This is a genomic window from Micromonospora sp. CA-249363 (assembly GCF_050950185.1).
Classification (GTDB): Bacteria; Actinomycetota; Actinomycetes; order Mycobacteriales; family Micromonosporaceae; genus Micromonospora.
The window spans coordinates 6,546,522-6,567,806 of sequence record NZ_CP192020.1; the positions used below are offsets into that span (position 1 = coordinate 6,546,522).

The 21,285-nt window shown below is 71.7% G+C and carries 18 protein-coding genes; 6 read left to right on the forward strand and 12 right to left on the reverse strand.

What is annotated here, in order from left to right; translation table 11 throughout:
• The first annotated feature begins 251 nt into the window (after positions 1 to 251).
• Complete coding sequence (locus ACQPZK_RS29435) at positions 252 to 1,343, forward strand: ABC transporter ATP-binding protein (protein WP_433535999.1); 1,092 nt, start codon at positions 252 to 254, stop codon at positions 1,341 to 1,343.
• 170 nt (positions 1,344 to 1,513) lie between these two features.
• Positions 1,514 to 2,086 (forward strand): hypothetical protein, encoded by a 573-nt coding sequence (locus tag ACQPZK_RS29440; protein WP_433536000.1) that lies wholly within the window; start codon positions 1,514 to 1,516, stop codon positions 2,084 to 2,086.
• Between the two features lie 49 nt (positions 2,087 to 2,135).
• Here ACQPZK_RS29440 and rlmB read toward each other — a convergent pair whose 3' ends face one another.
• Complete coding sequence (rlmB, locus tag ACQPZK_RS29445) at positions 2,136 to 3,263, reverse strand: 23S rRNA (guanosine(2251)-2'-O)-methyltransferase RlmB (protein WP_433536001.1); 1,128 nt, start codon at positions 3,261 to 3,263, stop codon at positions 2,136 to 2,138.
• Positions 3,263 to 4,678 (reverse strand): cysteine--tRNA ligase, encoded by a 1,416-nt coding sequence (cysS, locus tag ACQPZK_RS29450; RefSeq protein WP_433536002.1) that lies wholly within the window; start codon positions 4,676 to 4,678, stop codon positions 3,263 to 3,265. The genes rlmB and cysS overlap by 1 nt, the downstream gene beginning before the upstream one ends.
• Positions 4,679 to 4,732: 54 nt before the next feature.
• On the opposite strand from cysS, the gene ACQPZK_RS29455 reads away from it, so the two are divergent.
• Positions 4,733 to 5,398, forward strand: a complete 666-nt coding sequence (locus ACQPZK_RS29455) for an IclR family transcriptional regulator (RefSeq protein ID WP_433539353.1) — start codon at positions 4,733 to 4,735, stop codon at positions 5,396 to 5,398.
• Between the two features lie 199 nt (positions 5,399 to 5,597).
• The gene (locus tag ACQPZK_RS29460; RefSeq protein ID WP_433536003.1) at positions 5,598 to 6,551 is read left to right on the forward strand and encodes a hypothetical protein; all 954 of its coding nucleotides are present in this window, start codon (positions 5,598 to 5,600) and stop codon (positions 6,549 to 6,551) included.
• Between the two features lie 166 nt (positions 6,552 to 6,717).
• On the opposite strand, the gene ACQPZK_RS29465 is transcribed toward ACQPZK_RS29460, so the two are convergent.
• From ACQPZK_RS29465 to ACQPZK_RS29475, 3 genes are all read right to left on the reverse strand, one after another.
• Positions 6,718 to 8,406, reverse strand: a complete 1,689-nt coding sequence (locus tag ACQPZK_RS29465) for a S8 family serine peptidase (RefSeq protein ID WP_433536004.1) — start codon at positions 8,404 to 8,406, stop codon at positions 6,718 to 6,720.
• A gap of 96 nt (positions 8,407 to 8,502) precedes the next feature.
• Positions 8,503 to 9,225 carry an HAD family hydrolase gene (locus ACQPZK_RS29470; protein ID WP_433536005.1) on the reverse strand — a complete coding sequence of 241 codons (723 nt, stop codon included), beginning with the start codon at positions 9,223 to 9,225 and terminating at the stop codon, positions 8,503 to 8,505.
• 176 nt (positions 9,226 to 9,401) lie between these two features.
• Positions 9,402 to 10,358, reverse strand: coding sequence for an EamA family transporter (locus ACQPZK_RS29475; RefSeq protein ID WP_433536006.1), 957 nt, complete (start codon positions 10,356 to 10,358; stop codon positions 9,402 to 9,404).
• 86 nt (positions 10,359 to 10,444) lie between these two features.
• On the opposite strand from ACQPZK_RS29475, the gene ACQPZK_RS29480 reads away from it, so the two are divergent.
• A complete protein-coding gene (locus ACQPZK_RS29480; protein ID WP_433539354.1) occupies positions 10,445 to 10,990 on the forward strand; it encodes a CGNR zinc finger domain-containing protein in 546 nt (181 codons plus the stop codon).
• On the opposite strand, the gene ACQPZK_RS29485 is transcribed toward ACQPZK_RS29480, so the two are convergent.
• The 3 genes from ACQPZK_RS29485 to ACQPZK_RS29495 all read right to left on the reverse strand — a co-directional run bounded on the left by ACQPZK_RS29485 (position 10,957) and on the right by ACQPZK_RS29495 (position 12,684).
• On the reverse strand, positions 10,957 to 11,547 hold the full coding sequence (locus tag ACQPZK_RS29485) for a GNAT family N-acetyltransferase (RefSeq protein ID WP_433539355.1): 591 nt from the start codon (positions 11,545 to 11,547) through the stop codon (positions 10,957 to 10,959). The genes ACQPZK_RS29480 and ACQPZK_RS29485 overlap by 34 nt on opposite strands.
• 151 nt (positions 11,548 to 11,698) lie before the next feature.
• A complete protein-coding gene (locus tag ACQPZK_RS29490) occupies positions 11,699 to 11,881 on the reverse strand; it encodes a DUF397 domain-containing protein (RefSeq protein WP_433536007.1) in 183 nt (60 codons plus the stop codon).
• Positions 11,872 to 12,684 (reverse strand): helix-turn-helix domain-containing protein, encoded by an 813-nt coding sequence (locus ACQPZK_RS29495; RefSeq protein WP_433536008.1) that lies wholly within the window; start codon positions 12,682 to 12,684, stop codon positions 11,872 to 11,874. The genes ACQPZK_RS29490 and ACQPZK_RS29495 overlap by 10 nt, the downstream gene beginning before the upstream one ends.
• Before the next feature lie 360 nt (positions 12,685 to 13,044).
• Between ACQPZK_RS29495 and ACQPZK_RS29500 the strand changes: the two genes are divergently transcribed.
• Entirely contained in the window at positions 13,045 to 13,338 is a 294-nt protein-coding gene (locus tag ACQPZK_RS29500; protein ID WP_433536009.1) for a hypothetical protein, read from the forward strand.
• Between the two features lie 31 nt (positions 13,339 to 13,369).
• Here the strand turns inward: ACQPZK_RS29500 and ACQPZK_RS29505 are convergent, their stop codons facing one another.
• The 4 genes from ACQPZK_RS29505 to ACQPZK_RS29520 form a co-directional block, all read right to left on the reverse strand.
• The gene (locus ACQPZK_RS29505; protein ID WP_433536010.1) at positions 13,370 to 14,779 is read right to left on the reverse strand and encodes a class II fumarate hydratase; all 1,410 of its coding nucleotides are present in this window, start codon (positions 14,777 to 14,779) and stop codon (positions 13,370 to 13,372) included.
• A 35-nt stretch (positions 14,780 to 14,814) separates the two neighbouring features.
• The gene (locus ACQPZK_RS29510) at positions 14,815 to 17,796 is read right to left on the reverse strand and encodes a BTAD domain-containing putative transcriptional regulator (protein WP_433536011.1); all 2,982 of its coding nucleotides are present in this window, start codon (positions 17,794 to 17,796) and stop codon (positions 14,815 to 14,817) included.
• Positions 17,797 to 18,055: 259 nt separating this feature from the next.
• On the reverse strand, positions 18,056 to 19,723 hold the full coding sequence (locus ACQPZK_RS29515; RefSeq protein ID WP_433536012.1) for a fumarate hydratase: 1,668 nt from the start codon (positions 19,721 to 19,723) through the stop codon (positions 18,056 to 18,058).
• Between the two features lie 114 nt (positions 19,724 to 19,837).
• On the reverse strand, positions 19,838 to 21,280 hold the full coding sequence (locus ACQPZK_RS29520) for a PQQ-binding-like beta-propeller repeat protein (protein ID WP_433536013.1): 1,443 nt from the start codon (positions 21,278 to 21,280) through the stop codon (positions 19,838 to 19,840).
• Between the last annotated feature and the right edge of the window lie 5 nt (positions 21,281 to 21,285).

Consider the following 21,285-nt stretch of genomic DNA (forward strand, 5'->3'; position numbering starts at 1 on the left):
CGACGCTCCACCGCGACGTCGATTGATGCCCGCCCGTGCCCGACTGCCCGTAATGCGTAGGCGTTGGGTCACTTCCGAGGGTCCCTCGCCTTGGCAGCGCGGGGAAAGCCAATTACGGTGCAGTGACACGGGCGACAGCCCGGCCGCCCCCGCGACCGACTGCCGTCCGCTGACCGGCACGGGCTCGTGCCGGTTGCTCCTTCACTCGGATCGTCCGGCACGTTCCTGCCGGTGAAAGGAAGCGCACCACCATGGCTACGGTCACCTATTCCAAGGCGTCCCGGATCTACCCGGGCACCGAGCGTCCCGCCGTCAACGAGCTGAACCTCGAGATCGGCGACGGTGAGTTCCTGGTTCTCGTCGGCCCGTCGGGTTGCGGCAAGTCCACCAGCCTGCGGATGCTCGCCGGGCTGGAGGACGTCGACGCCGGCTCGATCTACATCGACCAGCGTGACGTCACCCACCTGCCCCCGAAGGCCCGCGACATCGCGATGGTCTTCCAGAACTACGCCCTCTACCCGCACATGACGGTGTACGAGAACATGGCGTTCGCCCTGAAGCTGCGCAAGACCTCCAAGTCGGAGATCGACCGGCGGGTCAAGGAGGCGGCCGGGCTGCTCCAGCTCGAGGAGTTCCTCAGCCGCAAGCCGAAGGCGCTCTCCGGTGGTCAGCGTCAGCGTGTGGCCATGGGCCGGGCGATCGTCCGCGAGCCGCAGGTCTTCCTCATGGACGAGCCGCTGTCGAACCTCGACGCCAAGCTGCGTGTCCAGACCCGTACGCAGATCGCGTCGCTCCAGGCCAAGCTGGGCGTCACCACCGTCTACGTGACGCACGACCAGGTCGAGGCCATGACCATGGGTCACCGGGTCGCCGTGCTGCTCGACGGTGTGCTCCAGCAGGTCGACACCCCGCGGGCGCTCTACGACACCCCGGCCAACGTGTTCGTCGCCGGCTTCATGGGCTCTCCCGCCATGAACATCAAGACCGTCCCGCTGCACGAGCAGGGCGCCGAGTTCGCCGAGCTGCGCATCCCGCTGACCCGCGAGCAGGTCGAGGCGGCCCGCGCCGAGGGTGGCGACGGCAAGGTCACCGTCGGCTTCCGTCCGGAGGACTGCGACCTGGTCAGCCCGACCGAGGGCGGCATGCCGGTCGTCGTCGAGCTGGTCGAGGACCTCGGCTCGGACGCGAACGTCTACGGCCACGCCGCCCTGGGTGGCAACTCGGAGCGCTTCGTCGTCCGCACCGACCGGCGCAGCATGCCGAACATGGGCGACACCGTGTTCGTCAAGCCGCGCGCCGGCCGCAGCCACGTCTTCCACGCCGCCACCGGCAGCCGGATCTGACGTAACGCAGTACCGGAAAGGGGCGGTCCGCTTCGGCGGGCCGCCCCTTTCGTCGTACCCCTGATGGGTTGTCATCCCCGGGAGCCAGCGCGGGCGTGGCTCCCCGGGGTGACGCGGCGGGGTGTTCCGTTTTCCTAGCGTTCGTGGCACACCGAGCCCGAGGAGACGCCATGTCCGCCGCCACCGCCACCGCGCACCGGAACCAGATCATCCGCCGTACCGGCCGCAGCCTCGCCTACTGTGCGGCGCTGGTGCCGGTCGCCCTGCTCGCGCTGGCGACCACTCCGGTGGGCGGGGCCGACGCCGCCGTCGCGCGGTGGCGAGGGCTGCGGACCGGCTTGCTCGGCGCACCCCCGACGGCCGTGCCCGGCCGGCGACCCGGCACGCTCGCGGTGCTCGGCCACGCTGTGCTCAGCCTGCTGCTCGGCCTCGTGGCCCTGCTGCCGATCGGCGTCGAGCTGCTGATGGTGCTGCGCGGCGTTCTGTACGGGGTGGTCGATCCCGGCCCGTACGACCACTCCTGGGGCGGTCCGAGCCGGGCCGGCGCGTGGGTGGCGCACTTTCTCGTCGGCCTGCCACTGGCGGCCGCCGGGCTGGCCGCGTTGATCGGCATCGCCGCCGTGCACCAACGACTGACCCGACGCCTCGACGGGGAGCGGGGTCCGGCCTGGCTGCTGCCGACCACGCTGCTGACGGCGGTGGCCGGGGCGGTCCTCTTCGTGGCCTGGCTCCACCAGATCTGACGAGGAAGCCCTCTTCCGCCAGGTGCGGAAGAGGGCTTCGTCGACGTCGTTACAGCTCGACCGAGCGGCGGCGGGCGACCTCGGCGAGGGTGACCGCGGCGGCCACACTCGCGTTGAGCGACTCCACCTCGGAGATCATCGGGATGCTGACGGTCAGGTCGCAGGTCTCCCCGACCAGCCGGGACAACCCGCGTCCCTCGGAGCCGACGACCACCACCAGCGGGCCGACGGCGGCCTCCAGGTCGTACAGGTCGGTCTCACCGTCGGCGTCCAGGCCGACCACCATGAAGCCGGCGTCCCGGCACGCCTTCAGCGACCGGGTCAGGTTGGTGACCTGGGCCACCGGCACCCGCGCGGCCGCGCCGGCGCTGGTCCGCCAGGCGGTCGCGGTGATCCCGGCAGCACGACGCTCGGGTACGAAGACACCCTGCGCGCCGAACGCGGCGGCCGAACGGATCACCGCGCCCAGGTTGCGCGGGTCGGTGACCCCGTCCAGCGCGACCAGCAGCGGTGCCTGCTGCTCCAGCGAGGCGGCGACCATGTCCTCGAACAGCTCGTACGCGAACGGCGGCACCTGCAACCCGACACCCTGGTGCAGCACCCCGCCGGTCATCCGGTCCAGCTCGTTGCGGCTGATCTCCAGGTTGGCGATGCCCCGGTCGGCGGCCGTCCGGATGATCTCGTTGACCCGGTCGTCCATGTCGATGCCCTGGGCCGTGTAGAGCGCCGTCGCCGGCACCTGGGCGCGCAGCGCCTCCAGCACCGGGTTACGCCCGACCAGCAGCTCCGGGGAGTCCTTCGACGGGTTGGACTTGCGGCCCGGCGCGACCCGGGGGCCCGTCCGGCCGGTGGGCTTGCCGCCCCGGCCCGCGGTGCCTCGACCCGCCGGTACGCCCCGACCGCCACCCTTGCCCCAGGTGGTGTCCTTGGTGCCCGGCTGGCCGATCTTCGGGGCGCGCCCCTCCTCGGCCGCCGCGCGGCGCTCCTTGTCCTGCTTCCAGGCGGTGCGCTGCGGCAGCTTCTCGGTGCCCGAGTAACCCTTGTGCCAGGGTCGCTCGTCGGCGGGCAGGGTGCGCCCCCGCCCGGCCAGGGCGTCCCTGTTCTTGCCGCCGGAGCCCTTGGGGGCGCCCGCCTTCGGCGTCAGTCGCCGGCCACGGCGCTGCGAGTTGCCGGCCATCAGTCCTGCTCTCCAATAGTCCAACGGGGGCCCTGGGGGGTGTCCTCGACCACCACGCCGGCCAGCTTGAGCTGGTCACGTACCGCGTCGGCGGCGGCCCAGTCCTTGCGGCCCCGGGCCTGCGCGCGCTGCTCCAGGGCCAGCGCGATCAGGGAGTCGACCACGGCACGCAGATCGTCCGAGCGACCGCCGCCGGTCCACGCCTCGTCGAGGGGGTCGATGCCGAGGATATCCAGCATCGCGCGTACGACGGCCAGGGTGGTGCGGACGGTCACATCGTCGCCCGCGCTCAGCGCCGTGTTGCCGTCCCGAAGGTGCTGTTGCAGCACGGCCAGGGCGGCGGACGTGTTGAGGTCGTCGTCCATCGCCGCGACGAAAGCGGCCGGCAGCTCGCCGAGCTGCCCGACGCCCACCCGCTCGACGGCCCGCTGGACGAACCCCTCGATCCGGCGGTACGCGGTGGCGGCCTCACGCAGCGAGTCCTCCGAGTAGTCGATCACCGAGCGGTAGTGCGCGGCGGCGTAGTAGTACCGCAGCTCCACCGGCCGCACACCGAGCGAGTCGACGTACGCGAGGCCCAGGGCGTTACCCGCCGACTTGCCCATCTTGGCCCCACCGATGTTGAGCAGGCCGTGGTGCACCCAGTAGCGGGCGAACGGCAGCCCGGCCGCCTGGGACTGGGCGATCTCGTTCTCGTGGTGCGGGAACGTCAGGTCCAGACCACCGCCGTGGATGTCGAACTCCGGACCCAGGTAGCGCCAGCACATCGCCGAGCACTCGATGTGCCAACCCGGGCGGCCCAGCCCCCACGGCGACGGCCAGTACGCGTCCGCCGGCTCGTCCGGCTTGGCACCCTTCCAGAGGGCGAAGTCGCGCGGATCGCGCTTGCCCCGGTCCGGCGCGTCGCCGGCCGACTGCATCGCGTCCGGCGACTGACCCGACAGCGACCCGTACGACGGCCAGGACGCCACGTCGAAGTAGACGTCACCCGAGCCGTCGGTGGCCGGGTACGCGTGCCCGTCCGCGATCAGCTTCGTGATCAGCTCGTGCATCTCCGGGATGTGCCCGGTGGCGCGGGGCTCGTAGGTGGGCGACAGCACGTTCAAGGCCCGGTACGACTCGGCGAGAACCAACTCGTTGGCGTACGCGATCGACCAGAACGGCCGACCCTGCTCACCCGCCTTGACGAGGATCTTGTCGTCGATGTCGGTCAGGTTGCGGATGAACGTGACCTCGTAGCCGGCGGCCAGCAACCAGCGGCGCAGCACGTCGTAGTTGACGCCCGAGCGAAGGTGGCCGATGTGCGGTGGCGCCTGAAGGGTGAGACCACACAGGTAGACCCCCACCTTGCCGGCTTCCCGCGGGACGAAGTCCCGCACCGATCGGGTGGCGGTGTCATACAGGCGTAGCGTCACCGTACAAGGGTAGCCGTCCGCGCCTGTCCGGGTCCGCCGGTGCCGGGTCGTACGCTGCGTGCTGTGGATGCGACGGCAGGGTCCGGCCGGACCGGAGAGACGTCCCAGACGCTCGACCGGGGTCTACGGCTTCTGCACCTGGTCGCCGATACGCCGACGGGGCTGACCGTCAGCGAGGCGGCGAACCTGCTCGGCGTCGGCCGGGCCGCCGTCTATCGGCTGGTCGGCCCGCTGACCGCGCACGGCATGCTGCGCCGGGGCAGCGATGGCCGACTCCGGATCGGCGCGGGCGTGCTGCACCTGGCCCGACGTGCCCAGCCGCTGCTCGCCGAGGGAGCGATGCAGGCACTGCGCCGACTCGCCGAACAGGCCGGCGCGACCGCCCACCTGACCATGGTCGAGGGCGACGAGGGTGTCGCCCTGGCCGTGGTCGAGCCGAGTTGGACGTCGTTCCACGTCGCGTACCGGACCGGGGCACGGCACCCCCTGGAGCGGGGCGCGGCGGGTCGGGCGATCCTGGCCGGCCGAAGCGGTGCGGCCGAGCCGGTGAGCAGCAGCGGCGAGTTGGAGTCCGGGGCGTACGGGGTGGCCGCGCCGGTGCTCGGCGTACCGGGTCTGGAGGCCAGCGTCGGCGTGGTCGCGCTCGCCCCGCTGGACGTGGACCTGGTCGGCCCCCAGGTGCTCGCTGCCGCTACGACGGTGGCAGCAACCCTCCGCTGACCCCTTGATCCACCCCGGGTTCGCCGATGTGGCGCCATCACGGGCCTTCGATAGCGCCACTACCCCGACCTGGTGATGATCTCGCCGTATAGCACGTCCCTCGACTTCTCGGTGGTTGTCCACAGGCACGTGCGGGGCGCGCCTCGGGCAGTGTCCACAGGGATATCCGCCGCCAGCTCGGAAGTTACAGGCTGGCCGCATGCCCCCACACCCGCACCGGCCTCCCGCCCTCGCCTGGCAGGTCTTCCGTGGCTCCGTAGTGACCCAACAGGGCCTGATCACCAGGCACCAACTACGCGGCTCGTCGTGGGTTCGCCTCCGCCATGACGTGTACGCGGACGCCCGCCTCGAACGCAACCACGAACTGGCCTGCCGCGCTGCGGCCCTACGGCTGCCACCGCAGGCGCTGATCGCCGGCCCCTCGTCGGCCTACCTGCACGGCGTCGAGCATGCCGCCGGGTTCGACGACGACGTGCACGTGCTGGTGCCGAAGGCCGCCCGCGTCGATTCTCGACCCGGCCTGCACGTACACACGGTCGACGCCGATACCGCCACGACGCCGTCGCCCCCGCCGACCACCCGCCCGCAGCCACCCGTGTCAGTGCGCCCCCTGCCCGGCAGCGCCACCCTCCGCAGGACCGATCCCGCATCGGCGGCGTGGGAGACGGCGGTCTGGTTGGATCCGTTTCGCGCGGTCGGAATCGTCGACTCGCTACTCGCATCCGGCCTGACCACCCGCACCGCGCTGACCGCCGTCGCCACCACCAATGCCGGTCGGCCCGGCGGACGGCGCGCGTGCTGGACCTTCGATCTCGCCGATCCGGGGGCGCAATCGCCACCCGAGTCACAACTGCGGGTGCGTCTGGTGATGGGCGGCCTCCCGCGACCGGTCACCCAGCACCCGATCCGGCTGCCTGGCGGACTGGTGGTCCATCCCGACCTGGCCTGGCCCGAGTTCCGCGTGGCGGTGGAGTACGACGGTCGATGGCACGCCGACCCGGAGCAACTGCACCTCGACCGTCGGCGGCTCAATCTCCTCGTCGGGGCGGGCTGGTTGGTGCTGCACGTGACCAGCAGAAGGCTCCACAGGGAGTTCCCGGCCGTGCTCAACGAGGTGCGGTCGGCTCTGCTCTCGCGCGGCTGGCGCCGCTGACCACACCGGCCGTGATCGACTCCAGCTCGCCGATATGGGGGTATCTCCTTCACCTGACACCGCCACATCGGCGACCTGAAGTGGATCACCCCCAACGCAGCATGCCGGGTCACGCGCGCGGCAGGGCCCGGCCGACGAGCGTCGACCGGGCCCTGCGGACGGTGCGTTACGGACGGGCGTTGGGCTTGAGCGGGGTCTTCACCGCCGCGTAGGCGTCGACGATCCCGTACCCGTAGAAGCCGTTGAAGTTGAGACCACCGGCGCAGTACGCGTCGAAGGTCTCGTCACGGCCCTCGTTGCGGTACTGCTGGAGGCGCGGCTCCGGGCAGGCGTGCTCGGCCGCCGTGCGGTAGAGGTGCTGCTCGACCTGGTCCGGGGACAGGCCGAAGCCGCCCCGGGGCTGCGGCTTGCCGTACCGGCTGACGATCAGCGCGGCCACACCGGCGGCGTGCGGGGACGCCATCGAGGTGCCCTGGAGGTAGGTGTAGTAGCCGCACTCACCGTTGGCCTTGCACTGCTTGAAGACGGACTCCTCGAAACCGGCGACGATGTTGCCGTCGGCGTCGACCGAGCCCTCCTCCTGGAGCACGTGCTTCGGGTACGACGACAGGATCATGTTGGCGTCGGCGCGGTACGTGTCCGTGCCGAAGCCGTCGCGGAACCAGCCGCCCGGCGCGGCGACCGAGATCTGCTCGGTGCCGTAGTTGGAGTAGTCGGCCTTCTTGCCGGACGGGCCGACCGACGACACACCGATCACGTGCGGGCCCTCGGTGGGCAGGTCCCAGCAGCTGTTGTTGTCGATCGGCCGCGGGTACGGGTCGGCGCCGTAGTCGGGGCTGGACGTGTCAGTGCGCGGCGCGCCCAGGTCCTCGTGGTTGTTGCCGAGTGCGCCGACCAGGGTGACGCCCTTGTTGTGGGCGAAGACCAGCGCCCGCTTCATGGCCTTGATGATGGCCCGCTGCTCGGCCTGCGCCTCGGGGGAGTCGGCCGGGTTGGCGGTGCAGTTGTAGAGCCACGGGTCGACGTAGAACGACATGTTGACCACGTCGATCCCGTTGCGACCGGCGTAGACCAGGGCGTTGACGACCGGGTCGAGGAAGAAGTAGCCGGAGTCCTGGCCGCCCTTGAGCTCGACCAGCGACACGTTCGGGGCGACACCGGAGAGGCCGAAGCCGTTGGCGGCGGCGCCGATGGTGCCGGCCACGTGGGTGCCGTGCCCGCCGTCGTCGGTGCCGACCGGGTCGAGGCAGCTCGGCACCTCGCAAGGGCCGTCCACGTCGGTCAGGTCGGGTGCGAAGTTGCGCGACAACGCCCAGTTGAAGTTGGGCGCGATGTCCGGGTTGCTGGCGTCGACGCCGGTGTCCAGCACGCCGACGGTCACCCGACGGTCACCGGGCTCGATCTTGCGGGCCTTGTCGGCCCGGATCATCTCCAGGCCCCAGAGCTTGTCGTCGAGCGGGTCCATCTTGGCTCCGCGCCGGGCGGCAGCGCCGGCGGCGGCCTTGGTGGCGGCCGTCAGGTGCTCCTGCTCGACCCGGTCCAGCTTCGGCTTGCGGCCGATGGCCTTCTGCTCGGCGGCGCCGACCAGGGTCGGCGCGGCGGCCGCCCGGGCCGCGAAGTCGGCCCGGTCACTGGTGACCTGGAACATGCCGACCTCGTCGGACGAGGACACCACCGTGCCGCCGGCGGCCCGGATGGCGGCGACCGCCGTGTCGACGGCGACCCCGTCCTCGGCGACCACCGTGAAGGTGCGGGACGTGCTCGGCGCGGCACTGGCCGGTACACCCAGGCTCGCTGCCGTAAGTGCCAGTACCGCCGCGGTCGCGACGGCACCGACGGTGAAGCGCTTGCTCACCACATCGAATCCTCTCGTTGAGGGACGTGGCGTCATCACACAACACCCGGCGGGTTCCCGCCAGATGAACGTCCGTTATGCCGGTGAATCTGTCCTTCATCCGCCCTGGCCGACGCCCAGATCCACCCGGTCGGACGATGCCGCCGGCAGATCCGACAGGACCGTGGGCAGTTCGGCCAGGGTGGACACCTCCGCGTCGGGGATGAGACCGGCCGGGCGGGGCAGCCCGTGCCGGTTCAGCCACACCGACCGCAGGCCGGCCCGCCGGGGCGCCACCACGTCGTGCTCCCACGAGTCGCCGACGTACACGATCTGCTCGGCGGGCACCCCGGCAACCTCGACCACCGCCGCGTAGAACTCCGGTGCGGGCTTCTTGGGCAGGCCGTTCTCGTGTGCGTACACCTCGAAGGCGAACTCGCCGGCGAGCCCGCAGCGTTCGGCGCGGCTGTTGCCGTTCGTGGCGAAGCCCAGCGTGTACCGACGGCGCAGCGCCGCCAGCGCCGGCGGGACGTCCGGGAACGGCCGGGTGAGGGCGAACCGGCGGGCGAAGAAGAGGGTGGCGATCTCGTCGAGGTGGTCGCCGAGGCCGGCGCGGGCCAGCGACCGGGCCAGCGCGGCGCGGCGAATCTCCATGACCGGGGCTGCGCTCAGCTCACCGAAGACCGCTCCCCAGTCGGACTCCAACTCGGCGAGCGTCACGCCGGCCGCGTCGGGTGTGCGACGCCGCATCTCGTCGAGGACGGCCGCCAGCCCGCCGGTCACCGCGGGCCGCAGGTCGAGCAGGGTCTCGTCGGCGTCGAACACCACAGTGGTCAGCACGGCACCCACTCTCTCACCGGGCGGCCGACCCCACGGAGAAGCGACCTCACCGAACGGCCGACCTCACCGAACGGCCGACCTCACCGGGCGGCCGACCTCACCCAGCGGCGACCTTGCCGAGAAACGACCTCACCAGCGGCGACCTCACCGCGCGGCGGCCTTATCGAGCGGCGGCCTTATCGAGCGGCGGCCGCCAGCGCGGGCTCGGGCGCAGCGGGCGTGGGCACGCCGCGCAGCTCGTCGAGGCGGACCAGGGCGACCCCGGCGATGATCAGCAGGCCGCCGAGGAGTTGCCAGGCGGTCGGCAGTTCGTCGAGGACCAGCCAGGCGATGAGTACGGCGAACATCACCTCGGTCAGCCCGACGAACGACGACAGCCGGGGGCCGAGGATCCGGTTGCCGGCAATGCCGGCCAGGTACGCGATCACGGCGGCGACGAGGGTGAGCCCGACGATGGGCAGCAGCCAGGTGGTGCGGTGCCCGGCGAAGGTGACCTCGCCGAACGTGGCGCGCAGCGGCAGCAGCCCGGTCAGACCGACGAGCAGCAGCACGGCGGCGCCGACGGCCATCCCGCCGCTGGCCATGGCGACCGAGGGCAGTCGGGGGTCGACCCGACCGGCGATCACGAAGTAGCCGGCCAGGCCGAACGCGGCGCCCAGCCCCCACAGCACGCCGGCCGGGTCGAAGCCGGCGTTACCGGTGAGGTCCAGGACGAACGCCAACCCGCACAGCGCGGCGGCGGAGCCGGCCACGGTGAGCCGCCGGGGGCGCTGGCCGTGTCGCAGCCACATCCAGACGACGACGAGGATGATGCCCAGGTATTCCAGCAGGAGCGCGATGCCGACCGGCAGGTAGCGCACGGCGTTGAAGAAGCACACCTGCGCCAGGGCCACCCCGAGCAGCCCGAACATCACGACCGCCGCGCTGTTGTCGCGCAGCACGTGCCACCTGCCGCGCAGGGACAGCAGGGCGGGGATCGCGAGCACCAGGGCGGCCACGCCGACCCGGGCGACGACCGCGGACTCGGCCGACCACCCGGCTTCGATGAGCGAGCGCGCGAAGGTGCCCGAGGTCGCGAACGTGACGGCGGAGAGCAGCGCCAGCGCGGCGCCGACGGCGGATCGTTGCGGCATCTCGCGCTCCTCGCTGCGACACGGGTGTCATGGGCAAACTATCCTTGTGCCCATGACGCTAGGCGGCCACCGTGACAGGAGTCAAGTTGCTGTTCGCTCATGACACCGAATGTTCGCTGATCGCGGCCACCGCGCTGGTCAACACCGGAGGCCGCGACGGCGAGCTGCTGCCCGACGTCGCCGCGCTGGACGCGTTCTTCATCCGACACGCCTACAGCGGACGGCACGAACACACCGACGCCGAGCTGCGGGCCGTACGGCAGTTGCGGCCCCGCCTGCGCCGCATCTGGGACGCCGAACCGCCCGAGGTCGTCGACATCGTCAACGGCCTGCTCCGCGAACACCGGGCGCTGCCGCAGCTCATCGAGCACGACGACGAGCCGTACCACCTGCACGCCGTACCCCGCGACGCGCCGCTGGCCACCCGCATGGCGGTGGAGGCGGCCATGGCCGTCGCCGACCTGGTCCGGTCGGGCGAGCTGAGCCGACTGCGCATCTGCGACCACCCGGACTGCGACAACGTCGTCGTCGACCTCTCCCGCAACCGGTCGCGGCGGTTCTGCGAGGCGGGCTGCGGCAACCGGGCCGCCGTGACCGCCTACCGGGCCCGCAAGGCCGCCGGCCGGCCCTGAGCGACGTCGCTGGCGGCCCGCAGCTCGTACTCCACCTCGCCGTGCTCGGTCCCCGGGATCGGGTCGTCGAAGTCCAGGTGGAACGTGCGCACGTACCGCAGCCCCGCCTTCTCCATCACCCGGCGGGACCGCTCGTTCACCGCCATCGTCTGCGCCCACACCCGGCGCACGCCCACGACGTCGAGCGCGTACCGGACCAGCGCCCGGGACCCCTCCGTCGCCAGGCCACGCCCCCACGCCGCGCGGCGCAGCCGGTAGCCCAACTCGGCCTCGCCGCCGTCCTCCGACGGGTCGAGCGCGAACCAGCCCAGGAACTCACCGGACGTCCGGTCGAGCGCCGCCCACCGCCCCAGGCCGGGATACCGCTCGTACTGGGCGAGCAGCCTCGGCAACTGCTCGTCCCGCACGGTGGCGCGCGGCGTGGCGGCACCGCCGGTGAGAAACCGCATCACCTCGGGATCGCTGTCCAGCTCGACGAACGCGTCCACGTCGGCCATGGTCAACCGGCGCATCCGCAGCCGCTCGGTCGCCGGAGGTTGTCCACCCATGAGCCGGATCATCGCGCCGCCGCGGGAGGCCGTCGAGCCGATTACCCGCAAGATCCGCGCAACTTCGGGGAAACTGCTGTCTCAGGCCGCGCGGAAGCAGCAGTTTCCCCGAAGTTGCGCAGGAAACCCCGCGACCACCGTCGCGGGCAGGGCCATCGCGTCAGCGTGGGGGCGCGACCACGAAGAGCCGCCAGGAGTACGCGTCGACAACCAGCACGGGTCCGCCCGGGTCCTTACTGTCCCGCACCCCGACCACGCCCCCCAGATTCGTAGCCACCTCGACGCAGTTGGCGTCCTGGTTGCTGCGGCTGCTCTTGCGCCAGCGAGCCTCGGTCAACTCCATGACTCGGCCACCTCGCTCATGAACTCGATGGACGCCTGCGGAGGCAGGGCTTCGCCCAAGGTAACCTCCCAAACCCGCTGCAAGCGCAGCAGATCCTTGGGCTGGTCCAGCTCCTGGCCGCGAACCTGACAGTCCAGGTAGGCCACTTCCGTGCCGTCGGGCAGGGTAGCGAGCGCGAACTGCCCACCAAGCGCGGGATACTCCTCGGCGGATCGCGGCACCACGTGCAGCCGAACCCGAGGGTGCTCGGTGGCGATGCGGGCGAGGTACAACGCTTGGTCCTGCATCACCTTTCGGCCGCCCACCCGCCGTCGGAGCACCGCCTCGTCCAGCACCGCCACGATCTGCGGCGCATTCTCGCCGTGCAGCACCTCCTGGCGGTTCATCCGGTCGGTCAGCCGTCGATCCACCTCATCGGAGTCGAGCAGGTTGCCCGCCTCGAAGACCGCCCGCGCATAGGCCTCCGTCTGGAAGAGCCCCGGCACGTAGCGGGGCTCGTACCACCGGATCGTGCGCGCCTGCGCGAAGATCGCCTGCCAGCCGCGCAGCCAGGGTTGCGCCCGGTCCAGGCTGACCAATTCGGTGGACATGCGGCTGAAGAGGCCGCCGGTGTCGAGGGCGCGGTCGAGGAGTTCCAGGTACTTGGCGGTGGGCGGCTGCTGGCCCAGCTCGACCGCGCTCACCATCGACGGCGAGTAGTTGACCGCCTTGGCCAGCTCGTCCTGGCTCCAGCCTCGGCGGGCCCGCGCCCGGCGCAGCTCCGCGACCAGGAACGCCGCCGCCGTCATCTGCCCATCGGCCATGCCCGACCACTCTCCAACCCGCCGGCGATCAACTCCAAAGGGCCAACAGAGCCGGCACCGCCCGGAAACAGGGCAGCCACGACAGGTCGGCCGAACCCTTCCGACCGTAGTCGTCCGATCACCAGACTGTGAAGTGCGACGCCGCTCCCCGTCCCCCGGGCTCAGCGGCATCGCACGGGACCGCCCGAACCCCCGTGCCGGGCGGTCCCACCCCGCAAGATCGTGCTCGATCGTGGAAACAGTGGCCTTTCGGACGTGCCGAGACCACTACATCCAGGATCGTGCACGATCTTGGGGCGACGCTGGGGCGGGTGCGGGGGTGATGTCACAAACGAGTCAGCTCGAAAGGACCCCCACACCATGCCCCCGACCGTCCTGGAGGACCATGCGGCCGCACCCCGTCGACCGCACCTGCCGCTGCGGCCGTTGTGGCTGTGCCGGGTCTGCGCCGCGCCGTGGCCGTGCCCGGTGGCCCGACTCGCCCTGCGCCAGGAGTACGCCCACGACCGGATCGCCCTGAGCATCTACCTGTGCACGGTCCTGCACGACGCGGCCGCCGACCTGTACCGGCTCAACCCGCACGACGGCCCGGACCCGAAGGCCCTCTACACGCGGTTCCTCGCCTGGGCGACGCCGCGCGGCGACCCGCCCTGAGCCGGTCGGCGAGGAGCCACCCGGCAACGGGTCAGGGGTGGGTCATCCGGAGCAGGTCCAGCGTCTCGTCCAACTGGGTCTCGGTGAGCTTGCCGGAGTCGACGTGCCCTCGGGAGATGACGACCTCGCGGATGGACGCCTGCTTCGCCAGCGCCTCCTTGGCGATGGATGCCGCCTCGTCGTACCCGAGGTAGCGGTTCAGCGGGGTGACGATCGACGGCGAGCCCTCGGCGTACGCCAGGCAGACCTCGGCGTCCGCGACCAGGTCGGCCACCAGGCGGTCGGCGAAGAGCCGACTCGCGGCGGCCAGCAGCCGGATCGACTCCAGCAGGTTGCGGCCCATCACCGGGAGCATGACGTTCAGCTCGAAGTCGCCCTGGGAGCCGGCGAACCCGACTGTCGCATCGTTGCCGATGACCTGGGCGCAGACCTGCCGCATCGCCTCGGCGACCACCGGGTTGACCTTGCCCGGCATGATCGACGACCCGGGCTGAAGGTCGGGGATGCGCAGCTCGCGCAGGCCGGCGCGGGGGCCCGAGCCCATCCAGCGGATGTCGTTCGCGACCTTGTACAGGCCCACCGCGATGGTGCGGAGCTGCCCGGAGGTCTCCACGAGAGCGTCGCGCGCGCCCTGCGCCTCGAAGTGGTTACGGGCCTCGGCCAGTGGCAGCCCGGTCGACTCCCGCAGCTTGCCGATCACGGCGGCGGCGAAGCCCAGCGGCGTGTTGATCCCGGTGCCCACGGCGGTACCGCCCAGCGGCAGTTCGGCCAGCCGGGGCAGCGAGCCCTCCAACCGTTCGATGCCGTAGCGGACCTGGGCGGCGTACCCGCCGAACTCCTGCCCGAGGGTGACCGGCGTGGCGTCCATCAGGTGCGTACGACCCGCCTTCACCACCGTCTCGAACTCGGCCGCCTTGCTCTCCAACGCCTCGGCGAGGTGGGTCAGCGACGGCAGCAGGTCCTCGGCGATGAACTGGGTGGCGGCCAGGTGGATCGAGGACGGGAACACGTCGTTGCTGGACTGGGACGCGTTGACGTGGTCGTTCGGGTGCACGGGCGAGCCCAGCTCCCGGCTCGCCAGGGTCGCGATCACCTCGTTGGCGTTCATGTTGGACGACGTCCCGGAACCGGTCTGGAAGACGTCGACCGGGAACTGGTCGTCGTACCCACCGTCGGCGACGTGCGCGGCAGCGGCGGCGATCGCGGCGGCCACGGTGGCGTCGATCACGCCAAGCTCGCCGTTGACCTCGGCCGCCGCGCCCTTGATCTGCGCGAGCGCCTTGATCTGGGCGGGTTCGATGCCCCGGCCGGAGATCGGGAAGTTCTGCACCGCGCGCTGGGTCTGCGCCCGCCACAGCGCCTCGGCGGGCACCTCCACCTCGCCCATCGAGTCGCGTTCGATCCGGTAACCGGTCGCCTCTGGAGTCGTCACGCGTACCATCCTGCCGCGCCCACCGCCGAACCGCAGATGATCCGTCAGCCCAGCTCGGCGAGCAGCCGTTCCACCGTGTGCTGGTCCGGCACGTCGATCTGTCGGTAGAGGGACAGGGCCCGGGTCAGGTGCGCACGCGCCGCAGGTGGGTCGGTGTCGCGTACACAGCAGGCGATGCCCTCCAGCGCGCGGGCCTGCTCATAGCGTGCGCCCAGGCCGGTAGCGTCGACGAGCACCCGACGATGCAGGTCGAGAGCGCTCATCACGTCACCCTGCTCCAGGATGGCCCGGGCCAGCAGGTTACGGCTCGTCAGCCTTCCGGCCCGGTCGCCGGTCTTCATCATCGCCACCAACGCCTCCCGGTGCAGGGCGGCAGCACGGTCCGGTTGTCCCGCGACGCGTTCCATCACACCCATCTCGTTGAGCACCTGCCCCTCGCCGAAGCGGTCACCCACTCGACGCTTGAGGTGCAGCGCCGTCCGCAACAGACGACGAGCCGGACCCAGGTCTCCCATCCGGCGCCGGGCCACCGCGATGTGCCCGATCGCCTTGTCGGTCTGCCGCAGGTCCTTTGCCTGACGAGCGAGCAGCAGGTTCAGCCGGGCGTAGCGCAGCGCCTCGTCGTATCGCCCCCAGCGGATCAACGCGTAGCACAGGTTGGTCAGGAGGTTGGCCAGCTCGCTCGGATCACCCAGGCCGCGGATCATGCCGAGCGCCTCGTCGAACATCGCCCTGCTCTGCCGGAAGTCGTCGTTCGCGGCGTACGAGATTCCGAGGTTCCACAGCGTGCTGATTACATCGCCACGCAACCCGAGCCGGCGACGTAACGTGAGCGCGACCTCCATCGCGCTGATCGCGTCCGGGAAACGGGCCAGCCGGAAGTACGCCGAGGAGAGGTAGTTGAGCATGGCAGCGATCGCCGCCTCGTCACCCAGCCGTTCGGCGACCCGAAGCCCGATCGTGTGGGTCTCGATCAGCTCGTCCAGGTGCCCACCGTCGAAGTTGAGCCGCCAGCAGGCCCGCGCCAACTGCCAGCACTCGACCGGGAAGTCCTCCTCCTCGGCGAGCCGGACCAGAGCGGTGAGCCCGACGTGGTTCTCCTCGAACCACGCGTGCTTCCTCGACACCGGGCCGGCCAACAGGTCGGGTCGGCCGGGCGGGTGCGCCGGGAGGTTGGAGCGACTGCCCGCCGCCTCGATCGTCCGGGCGATCGCCAGCATGACGGACAGATGATGGTCCAGCAGCCGTTCCAGGGCGGCCCGGCGTTCGGCCCGCCTTTCCGGGGGCGCGAGCAGCAGCCGGGCGTACTCCCGGAGAAGGTCGTGCAAGCGGAATCTGCCCGGCTGCGCCTCCTCCACGAGGTGCGCGTCCACCAGCTCGTCCAGCACGTCCTGCGCGGCGTTCAGAGGCAGCCCGACGAGGGCGGCGGCCGCCGAGACATCCAGGTGTCCCCCCGGATGGAGGCCGAGCATCGCGAACAACCGCTGCGCCGACGGTGAGACCTGCTCGTACGACAGGGCGAACGCCTGCCCCACCGAACGCTGGCCGACGGTCAGCTCGGCCAGCGGGCCCGCCTCGGCGACCAACCGATCGACGAGGTCGGCGACCCGCCAGCGCGCACGGTGGGCCAACCGTGCGCCGGCCATCCGGATGGCGAGCGGGAGGTGGCCGCAGCGGCGCGCCACCTCGGCCGCGGCCTCCGGTTCCGCGGCGATCCTCTCCACGCCGGCCACCTGGCCGAGCAACTCGATGGCCTCGTCGGGGTCGAGGACCGGCAGCGACGTCGGCCGCCCCTCGTCGAGCCCGACCAAGCGGCGACGGCTGGTGACGATGACCAGACAGTGCGAGCCGTTGGGCAGCAGGGGTGCCACCTGGTCGGCGCTGGCGGCGTTGTCCAGCACCACACAGGCCCGCAGGCCGGCCAGCTCCGTCCGCCAGAGCGCCAACCGATCGTCCGTGTTCTCCGGCAACCCCTCCGGCGGTACGCCGAGCTGACGCAGCAGAGCCGCCACGGCGGTCGCCGGCGTCAGAGGTCGACGTTCGCTGTGCCCGTGCAGGTCGATGAAGAGCTGCGCGTCGGGAAAGCGGTCGACGAGGGCGGTGGCGACGTGCACGGCGAGCGTGGTCTTGCCGCTCCCGGGCATTCCGTCGATCAACTGGATCCTGGTGCCGTCCTCGTCGATCTGCTTGACCAGACGGGCCACCGTCTCCTGCCGTCCCACGAAGTCGCCGATCGCGCGGGGCAGCGCGCGGACCGGGTCGACAGGTCGGGTCTCCCGGCCGGCCAGGGCGAGGTCGCCGGCGAGTACCCGCTGGTGCAGCTCCTGCAATGCGGCACCCGGTTCGATGCCCAGCTCGTCGGCGTAGAGCCGCCGGCCCTCCCGGTACGCCGCGAGCGCGTCGGCCTGGCGACCCACCGAGGACAGCGCGAGCATCAGCTGACCCCGCAGCCGATCCCGCAGCGGGTGTCGGTCGACGCTCTCGGTCAACTCCTCGATCAGCTCGGCGGCCCGCCCGAGGCGCAGCTCGACGTCGACGCACTCTTCCAGCACGCTGAGCCGCTGTTCGTCGAGCGCCTGGGCCCGACGACGAACGCTGCGGCTGGTGATGCCACTCAGGGCCGGGCCCCGCCACAGAGCCAGGGCCGCCCGGAAGTGCGTACGGGCGTCGGCCAGGCGACCTGCCGCGCCCGCGGCGCGGGCCACCTCGACACCACGGGCGAAGAGGTGCGCGTCCACGTCGGCGGAAGCAGTACGGACGCCGTACCCGGCCGGGTCGGTGACGATGGTCTCCGGGGCCAGCCCCAGCTCGGCGAGGCGACGCCGCAGCCGCGAGACGCAGGTCTGCAACTGGGCACGCGCGGTCGCCGGAGGGTTCTCCTCCCAGACCGCGTCGACCAACTCCTCGACCGGCACGAGCTGACCGGCGCGCAGCAGCAGCATCGCGAGCACGGTGCGGTCCCGGCCGGCGGTGACGGTGGACTCGCCACCGCCGACGCGCAGAGGCCCAAGGATCCCGAACCGCATCTGCTCCCCCGTGTCGATGGCACCAAACAGCAGCGTAGTCCGGCGATCACCACCCGACGCAGTCCGGTGATAGCGATGTGAGAGCGGATCGAGTGTGGTGCGCCGCAGACTTGTTCGAGGTTGCCGGTGACGACATCCGACGGGGGCGGTGCGACCGTCCCACCCCCCAGCGGGCGGGCGTACCGATGTCGGTGAGCACGGCCGACGCAAGAGGCGCCAGGCGAACGCCTGGCGCCTCTTCGCGTGCGGGACGGACCGATCAGCGGCGGCCGATGGTGAGCACCGGCTTGGTGACCTCGGCGAAGAAGTCGTTGCCCTTGTCGTCGACCACGATGAAGGCGGGGAAGTCCTCCACCTCGATCTTCCAGACCGCCTCCATGCCCAGCTCCGGGTATTCGAGCACCTCGACGTGCTTGATGCAGTCCTGGGCGAGGCGGGCCGCCGGGCCGCCGATCGAGCCGAGGTAGAAGCCGCCGTACTGCTGGCAGGCGCGGGTCACCTGACCCGACCGGTTGCCCTTGGCCAGCATCACCTGCGAGCCACCGGCGGCCTGGAACTTCTCCACGTACGCGTCCATCCGGCCGGCGGTGGTCGGGCCGAAGGAGCCGGACGCGTACCCCTCGGGCGTCTTCGCGGGGCCGGCGTAGTAGACCGCGTGGTCGCGCAGGTACTGCGGCATCGGCTCACCGGCATCCAGCCGCTCGGCGATCTTGGCGTGGGCGATGTCCCGGGCAACGACGAGCGGGCCGGACAGTGACAGGCGGGTCTTCACCGGGTACTTGGACAGCTCGGCGCGGATCTCGTCCATCGGCCGGTTGAGGTCGACCCGGACGACCATCTCGGCGTCGAGCGCATCGTCGGTGACCTCGGGCAGGAACCGCGCCGGGTCGGTTTCCAGGCGCTCCAGCCACACACCCGACGGGGTGATCTTGGCGACCGCCTGCCGGTCCGCCGAGCAGGAGACCGCGATCGCCACCGGGCACGAGGCGCCGTGCCGGGGCAGCCGCACCACCCGTACGTCGTGGCAGAAGTAGCGCCCGCCGAACTGCGCGCCGATGCCGAAGTTCCGGGTCAGCTCCAGCACCTCCGCCTCCAGCTCCAGGTCGCGGAAGCCGTGGGCGCTCATCGAACCCTGGGTCGGAAGGGCGTCCAGGTACTTCGCGGAGGCGTACTTCGCGGTCTTCAACGCGTACTCCGCGGAGGTGCCGCCGATGACGATGGCCAGGTGGTACGGCGGGCAGGCGGAGGTGCCGATCAGCCGCAGCTTCTCCTCCAGGAACTGCATCATCCGCGTCGGGTTGAGCAGCGCCTTCGTCTCCTGGTAGAGGTACGACTTGTTCGCCGAGCCGCCGCCCTTGGCCATGAACAGGAACTTGTACGCGTCCGGGTGCCCGTCCGGGTCCTCGGCGTACAGCTCCACCTGGGCCGGCAGGTTGCTGCCGGTGTTCCGCTCGTCCCACATGGTCAACGGGGCGAGCTGGGAGTAGCGCAGGTTGAGCCTCGTGTACGCCTGGTAGACGCCCCGGGAGATGGCCTCGGCGTCCGCCCCGTCGGTCAGCACGTGCCGGCCACGCTTGCCCATCACGATCGCCGTGCCGGTGTCCTGGCACATCGGCAGCACCCCACCGGCGGCGATGTTGGCGTTGCGCAGCAGGTCCAGCGCGACGAACCGGTCGTTCGGCGACGCGGCCGGGTCGTCGATGATCGCCCGGAGCTGCGCCAGGTGCGCGGGGCGCAGGAAGTGCGCGATGTCGTGCATCGCCTCGGCGGTCAGCGCGGTCAGCGCGGCCGGCTCCACGGTGAGGAAACGACGACCCCCGGGGCCGTGCACGACGTCCACGCCCTCGTCGGTGACCAGGCGATATTCCGTCTGGTCGGGGCCGGTCGGCAGCAGGGGGGCGTACGAGAATGCGGCGGCACTGCTCATGAGCGGCAAGCCTAGGGCAGACCGGTCGATCATTCCCACCCGCCGGGCTGGGTCTGGGACGCCGCTCTCATCCGCCGAGGTCGACAGCGCTCAGCGCCCCGAAATCCCACCAGCTCAGCCGTCCTTGCCACCGTCCGGTTCGGTGCACAGCTCGCCCTTGGGCCCGCAGTCGCCGTCGCCGTCGCCCGACCCGGGGCGGGTGCCGCCCGGGCCGGGGTTGCCGTCGCCGGGCGGCGGGACGGGTGCGCCGGGCGTGGCGCCGAAGCGGACGTACCCGATCTCCCGACCCTCACCGATGATCATGCCCTGCGGGCCGACGGCGAGGGCGTTCGCGGAGGTACGCAGGACGGCCAGCTCCCGCCCGGTGCGCGGGTCGAGGGCGACCAGCCTCGACGGCTTCTCGTCGGCGAGCACCGCCGCGTACGGGGTGAGCGCCGCGCCCGCCTTGGCGCTGGCCGGCCTGGTCCACCGCACCTTGTCGACGCCGAGTTCACGGGACACCACCGAACGCTTGTCGCCCGAGCGGAACACCGCGTAGCGGTCGTCGACGGCGACGAGCTTGGTGCCGGGCTCGCCGACCCAGAGCAGCCGTCCGTCGTACCCGTCGATGACCGCCTCGCGGCCGTCCGGGCCGACGCCGATCAGGACGTTCCGGGCACCCTGCGGGTCCTCGCGCTGGACGCAGCCGGCGCTGTCGGCGGTGCGCAGGTTGACCCCGGCCCGCTGCCACGCCTCCTGCCCGGTCGCCGGGTCCCGCGCGGAGATGGCGAAGTAGCAGGTGCCGTCCTGGGAGCGGGCGGCGATCCGCAGCATCCGGCCGCCCACCACCGACAGCCGCTCGTCCCGGCCCGGCTCGACGTTCTGGAGCACCCGACCGGTGGCGGTGTCGACGACGTGCACCCGGCCGTCGACCGGGAAGCCGAGCAGCGGAGGCGCCGCCTCCGGTCCGGCCACCCCGTCGTCGATGCGGGTGGCGGTGAACCGGCGCGTGCCGCGCAGGCCGGGGTTGTCGGCGAGCAGGCCGCTGTGCACACCGGGCAGGAAGGCCGTCCACAGTGGCGCGGTGCCGCGCGGGTCCCACGCGCTCAGCGTGCAGTCGGTGGCGTCCGTGCAGCGGGCGTCCAGCAGCAGGTTCCGGTACGTCCACACGGCCACGGCGTCGTCGTCGCGCCGCCGCGTCGCCCCGGTGGTCGGGTCGAGCAGCTCGTACCCCTTGACCAGGAGCTTGCCCACGGCGACGACCGGGTCGCGGTCGCCGCCCGCGACCGCCGACCAGTCCGCCTTGCGTTCCCAGAGCTGGGCGCCGGTGGCCAGGCTGCGGGCCTCCACCCGGGTGCGCTGCTCGACCACGACGGTGTCGCCGGCGATGGTCACACTGCGCGGGGTGCCGCCGACCCGCTGCTGCCAGACCACGTCCGGCTCGGAGATGGGTTCGCTGCGGTCCACCCAGTCCCAGATGCCGGGGAACGGGTTCCAGACGCCGGTGGCGGCGAGGGCGACGACCACGGCGAGGCCGGCCAGCAGGCCGACGCGCACGCTCCCCTTCGCCACCCGCACACCGT

Bases quoted from the DNA above. Each gene is read 5' to 3' on its own strand.
- ACQPZK_RS29435 (WP_433535999.1), top strand. From the start codon at position 252: ATGGCTACGGTCACCTATTCCAAGGCGTCCCGGATCTACCCGGGCACC.
- ACQPZK_RS29500 (WP_433536009.1), top strand. From the start codon at position 13,045: ATGCCCCCGACCGTCCTGGAGGACCATGCGGCCGCACCCCGTCGACCG.
- ACQPZK_RS29440 (WP_433536000.1), top strand. From the start codon at position 1,514: ATGTCCGCCGCCACCGCCACCGCGCACCGGAACCAGATCATCCGCCGT.
- ACQPZK_RS29495 (WP_433536008.1), bottom strand. From the start codon at position 12,684: ATGGCCGATGGGCAGATGACGGCGGCGGCGTTCCTGGTCGCGGAGCTG.
- ACQPZK_RS29505 (WP_433536010.1), bottom strand. From the start codon at position 14,779: ATGGTACGCGTGACGACTCCAGAGGCGACCGGTTACCGGATCGAACGC.
- ACQPZK_RS29490 (WP_433536007.1), bottom strand. From the start codon at position 11,881: ATGGAGTTGACCGAGGCTCGCTGGCGCAAGAGCAGCCGCAGCAACCAG.
- ACQPZK_RS29475 (WP_433536006.1), bottom strand. From the start codon at position 10,358: ATGCCGCAACGATCCGCCGTCGGCGCCGCGCTGGCGCTGCTCTCCGCC.
- rlmB (WP_433536001.1), bottom strand. From the start codon at position 3,263: ATGGCCGGCAACTCGCAGCGCCGTGGCCGGCGACTGACGCCGAAGGCG.
- ACQPZK_RS29510 (WP_433536011.1), bottom strand. From the start codon at position 17,796: ATGCGGTTCGGGATCCTTGGGCCTCTGCGCGTCGGCGGTGGCGAGTCC.
- ACQPZK_RS29460 (WP_433536003.1), top strand. From the start codon at position 5,598: ATGCCCCCACACCCGCACCGGCCTCCCGCCCTCGCCTGGCAGGTCTTC.
- ACQPZK_RS29515 (WP_433536012.1), bottom strand. From the start codon at position 19,723: ATGAGCAGTGCCGCCGCATTCTCGTACGCCCCCCTGCTGCCGACCGGC.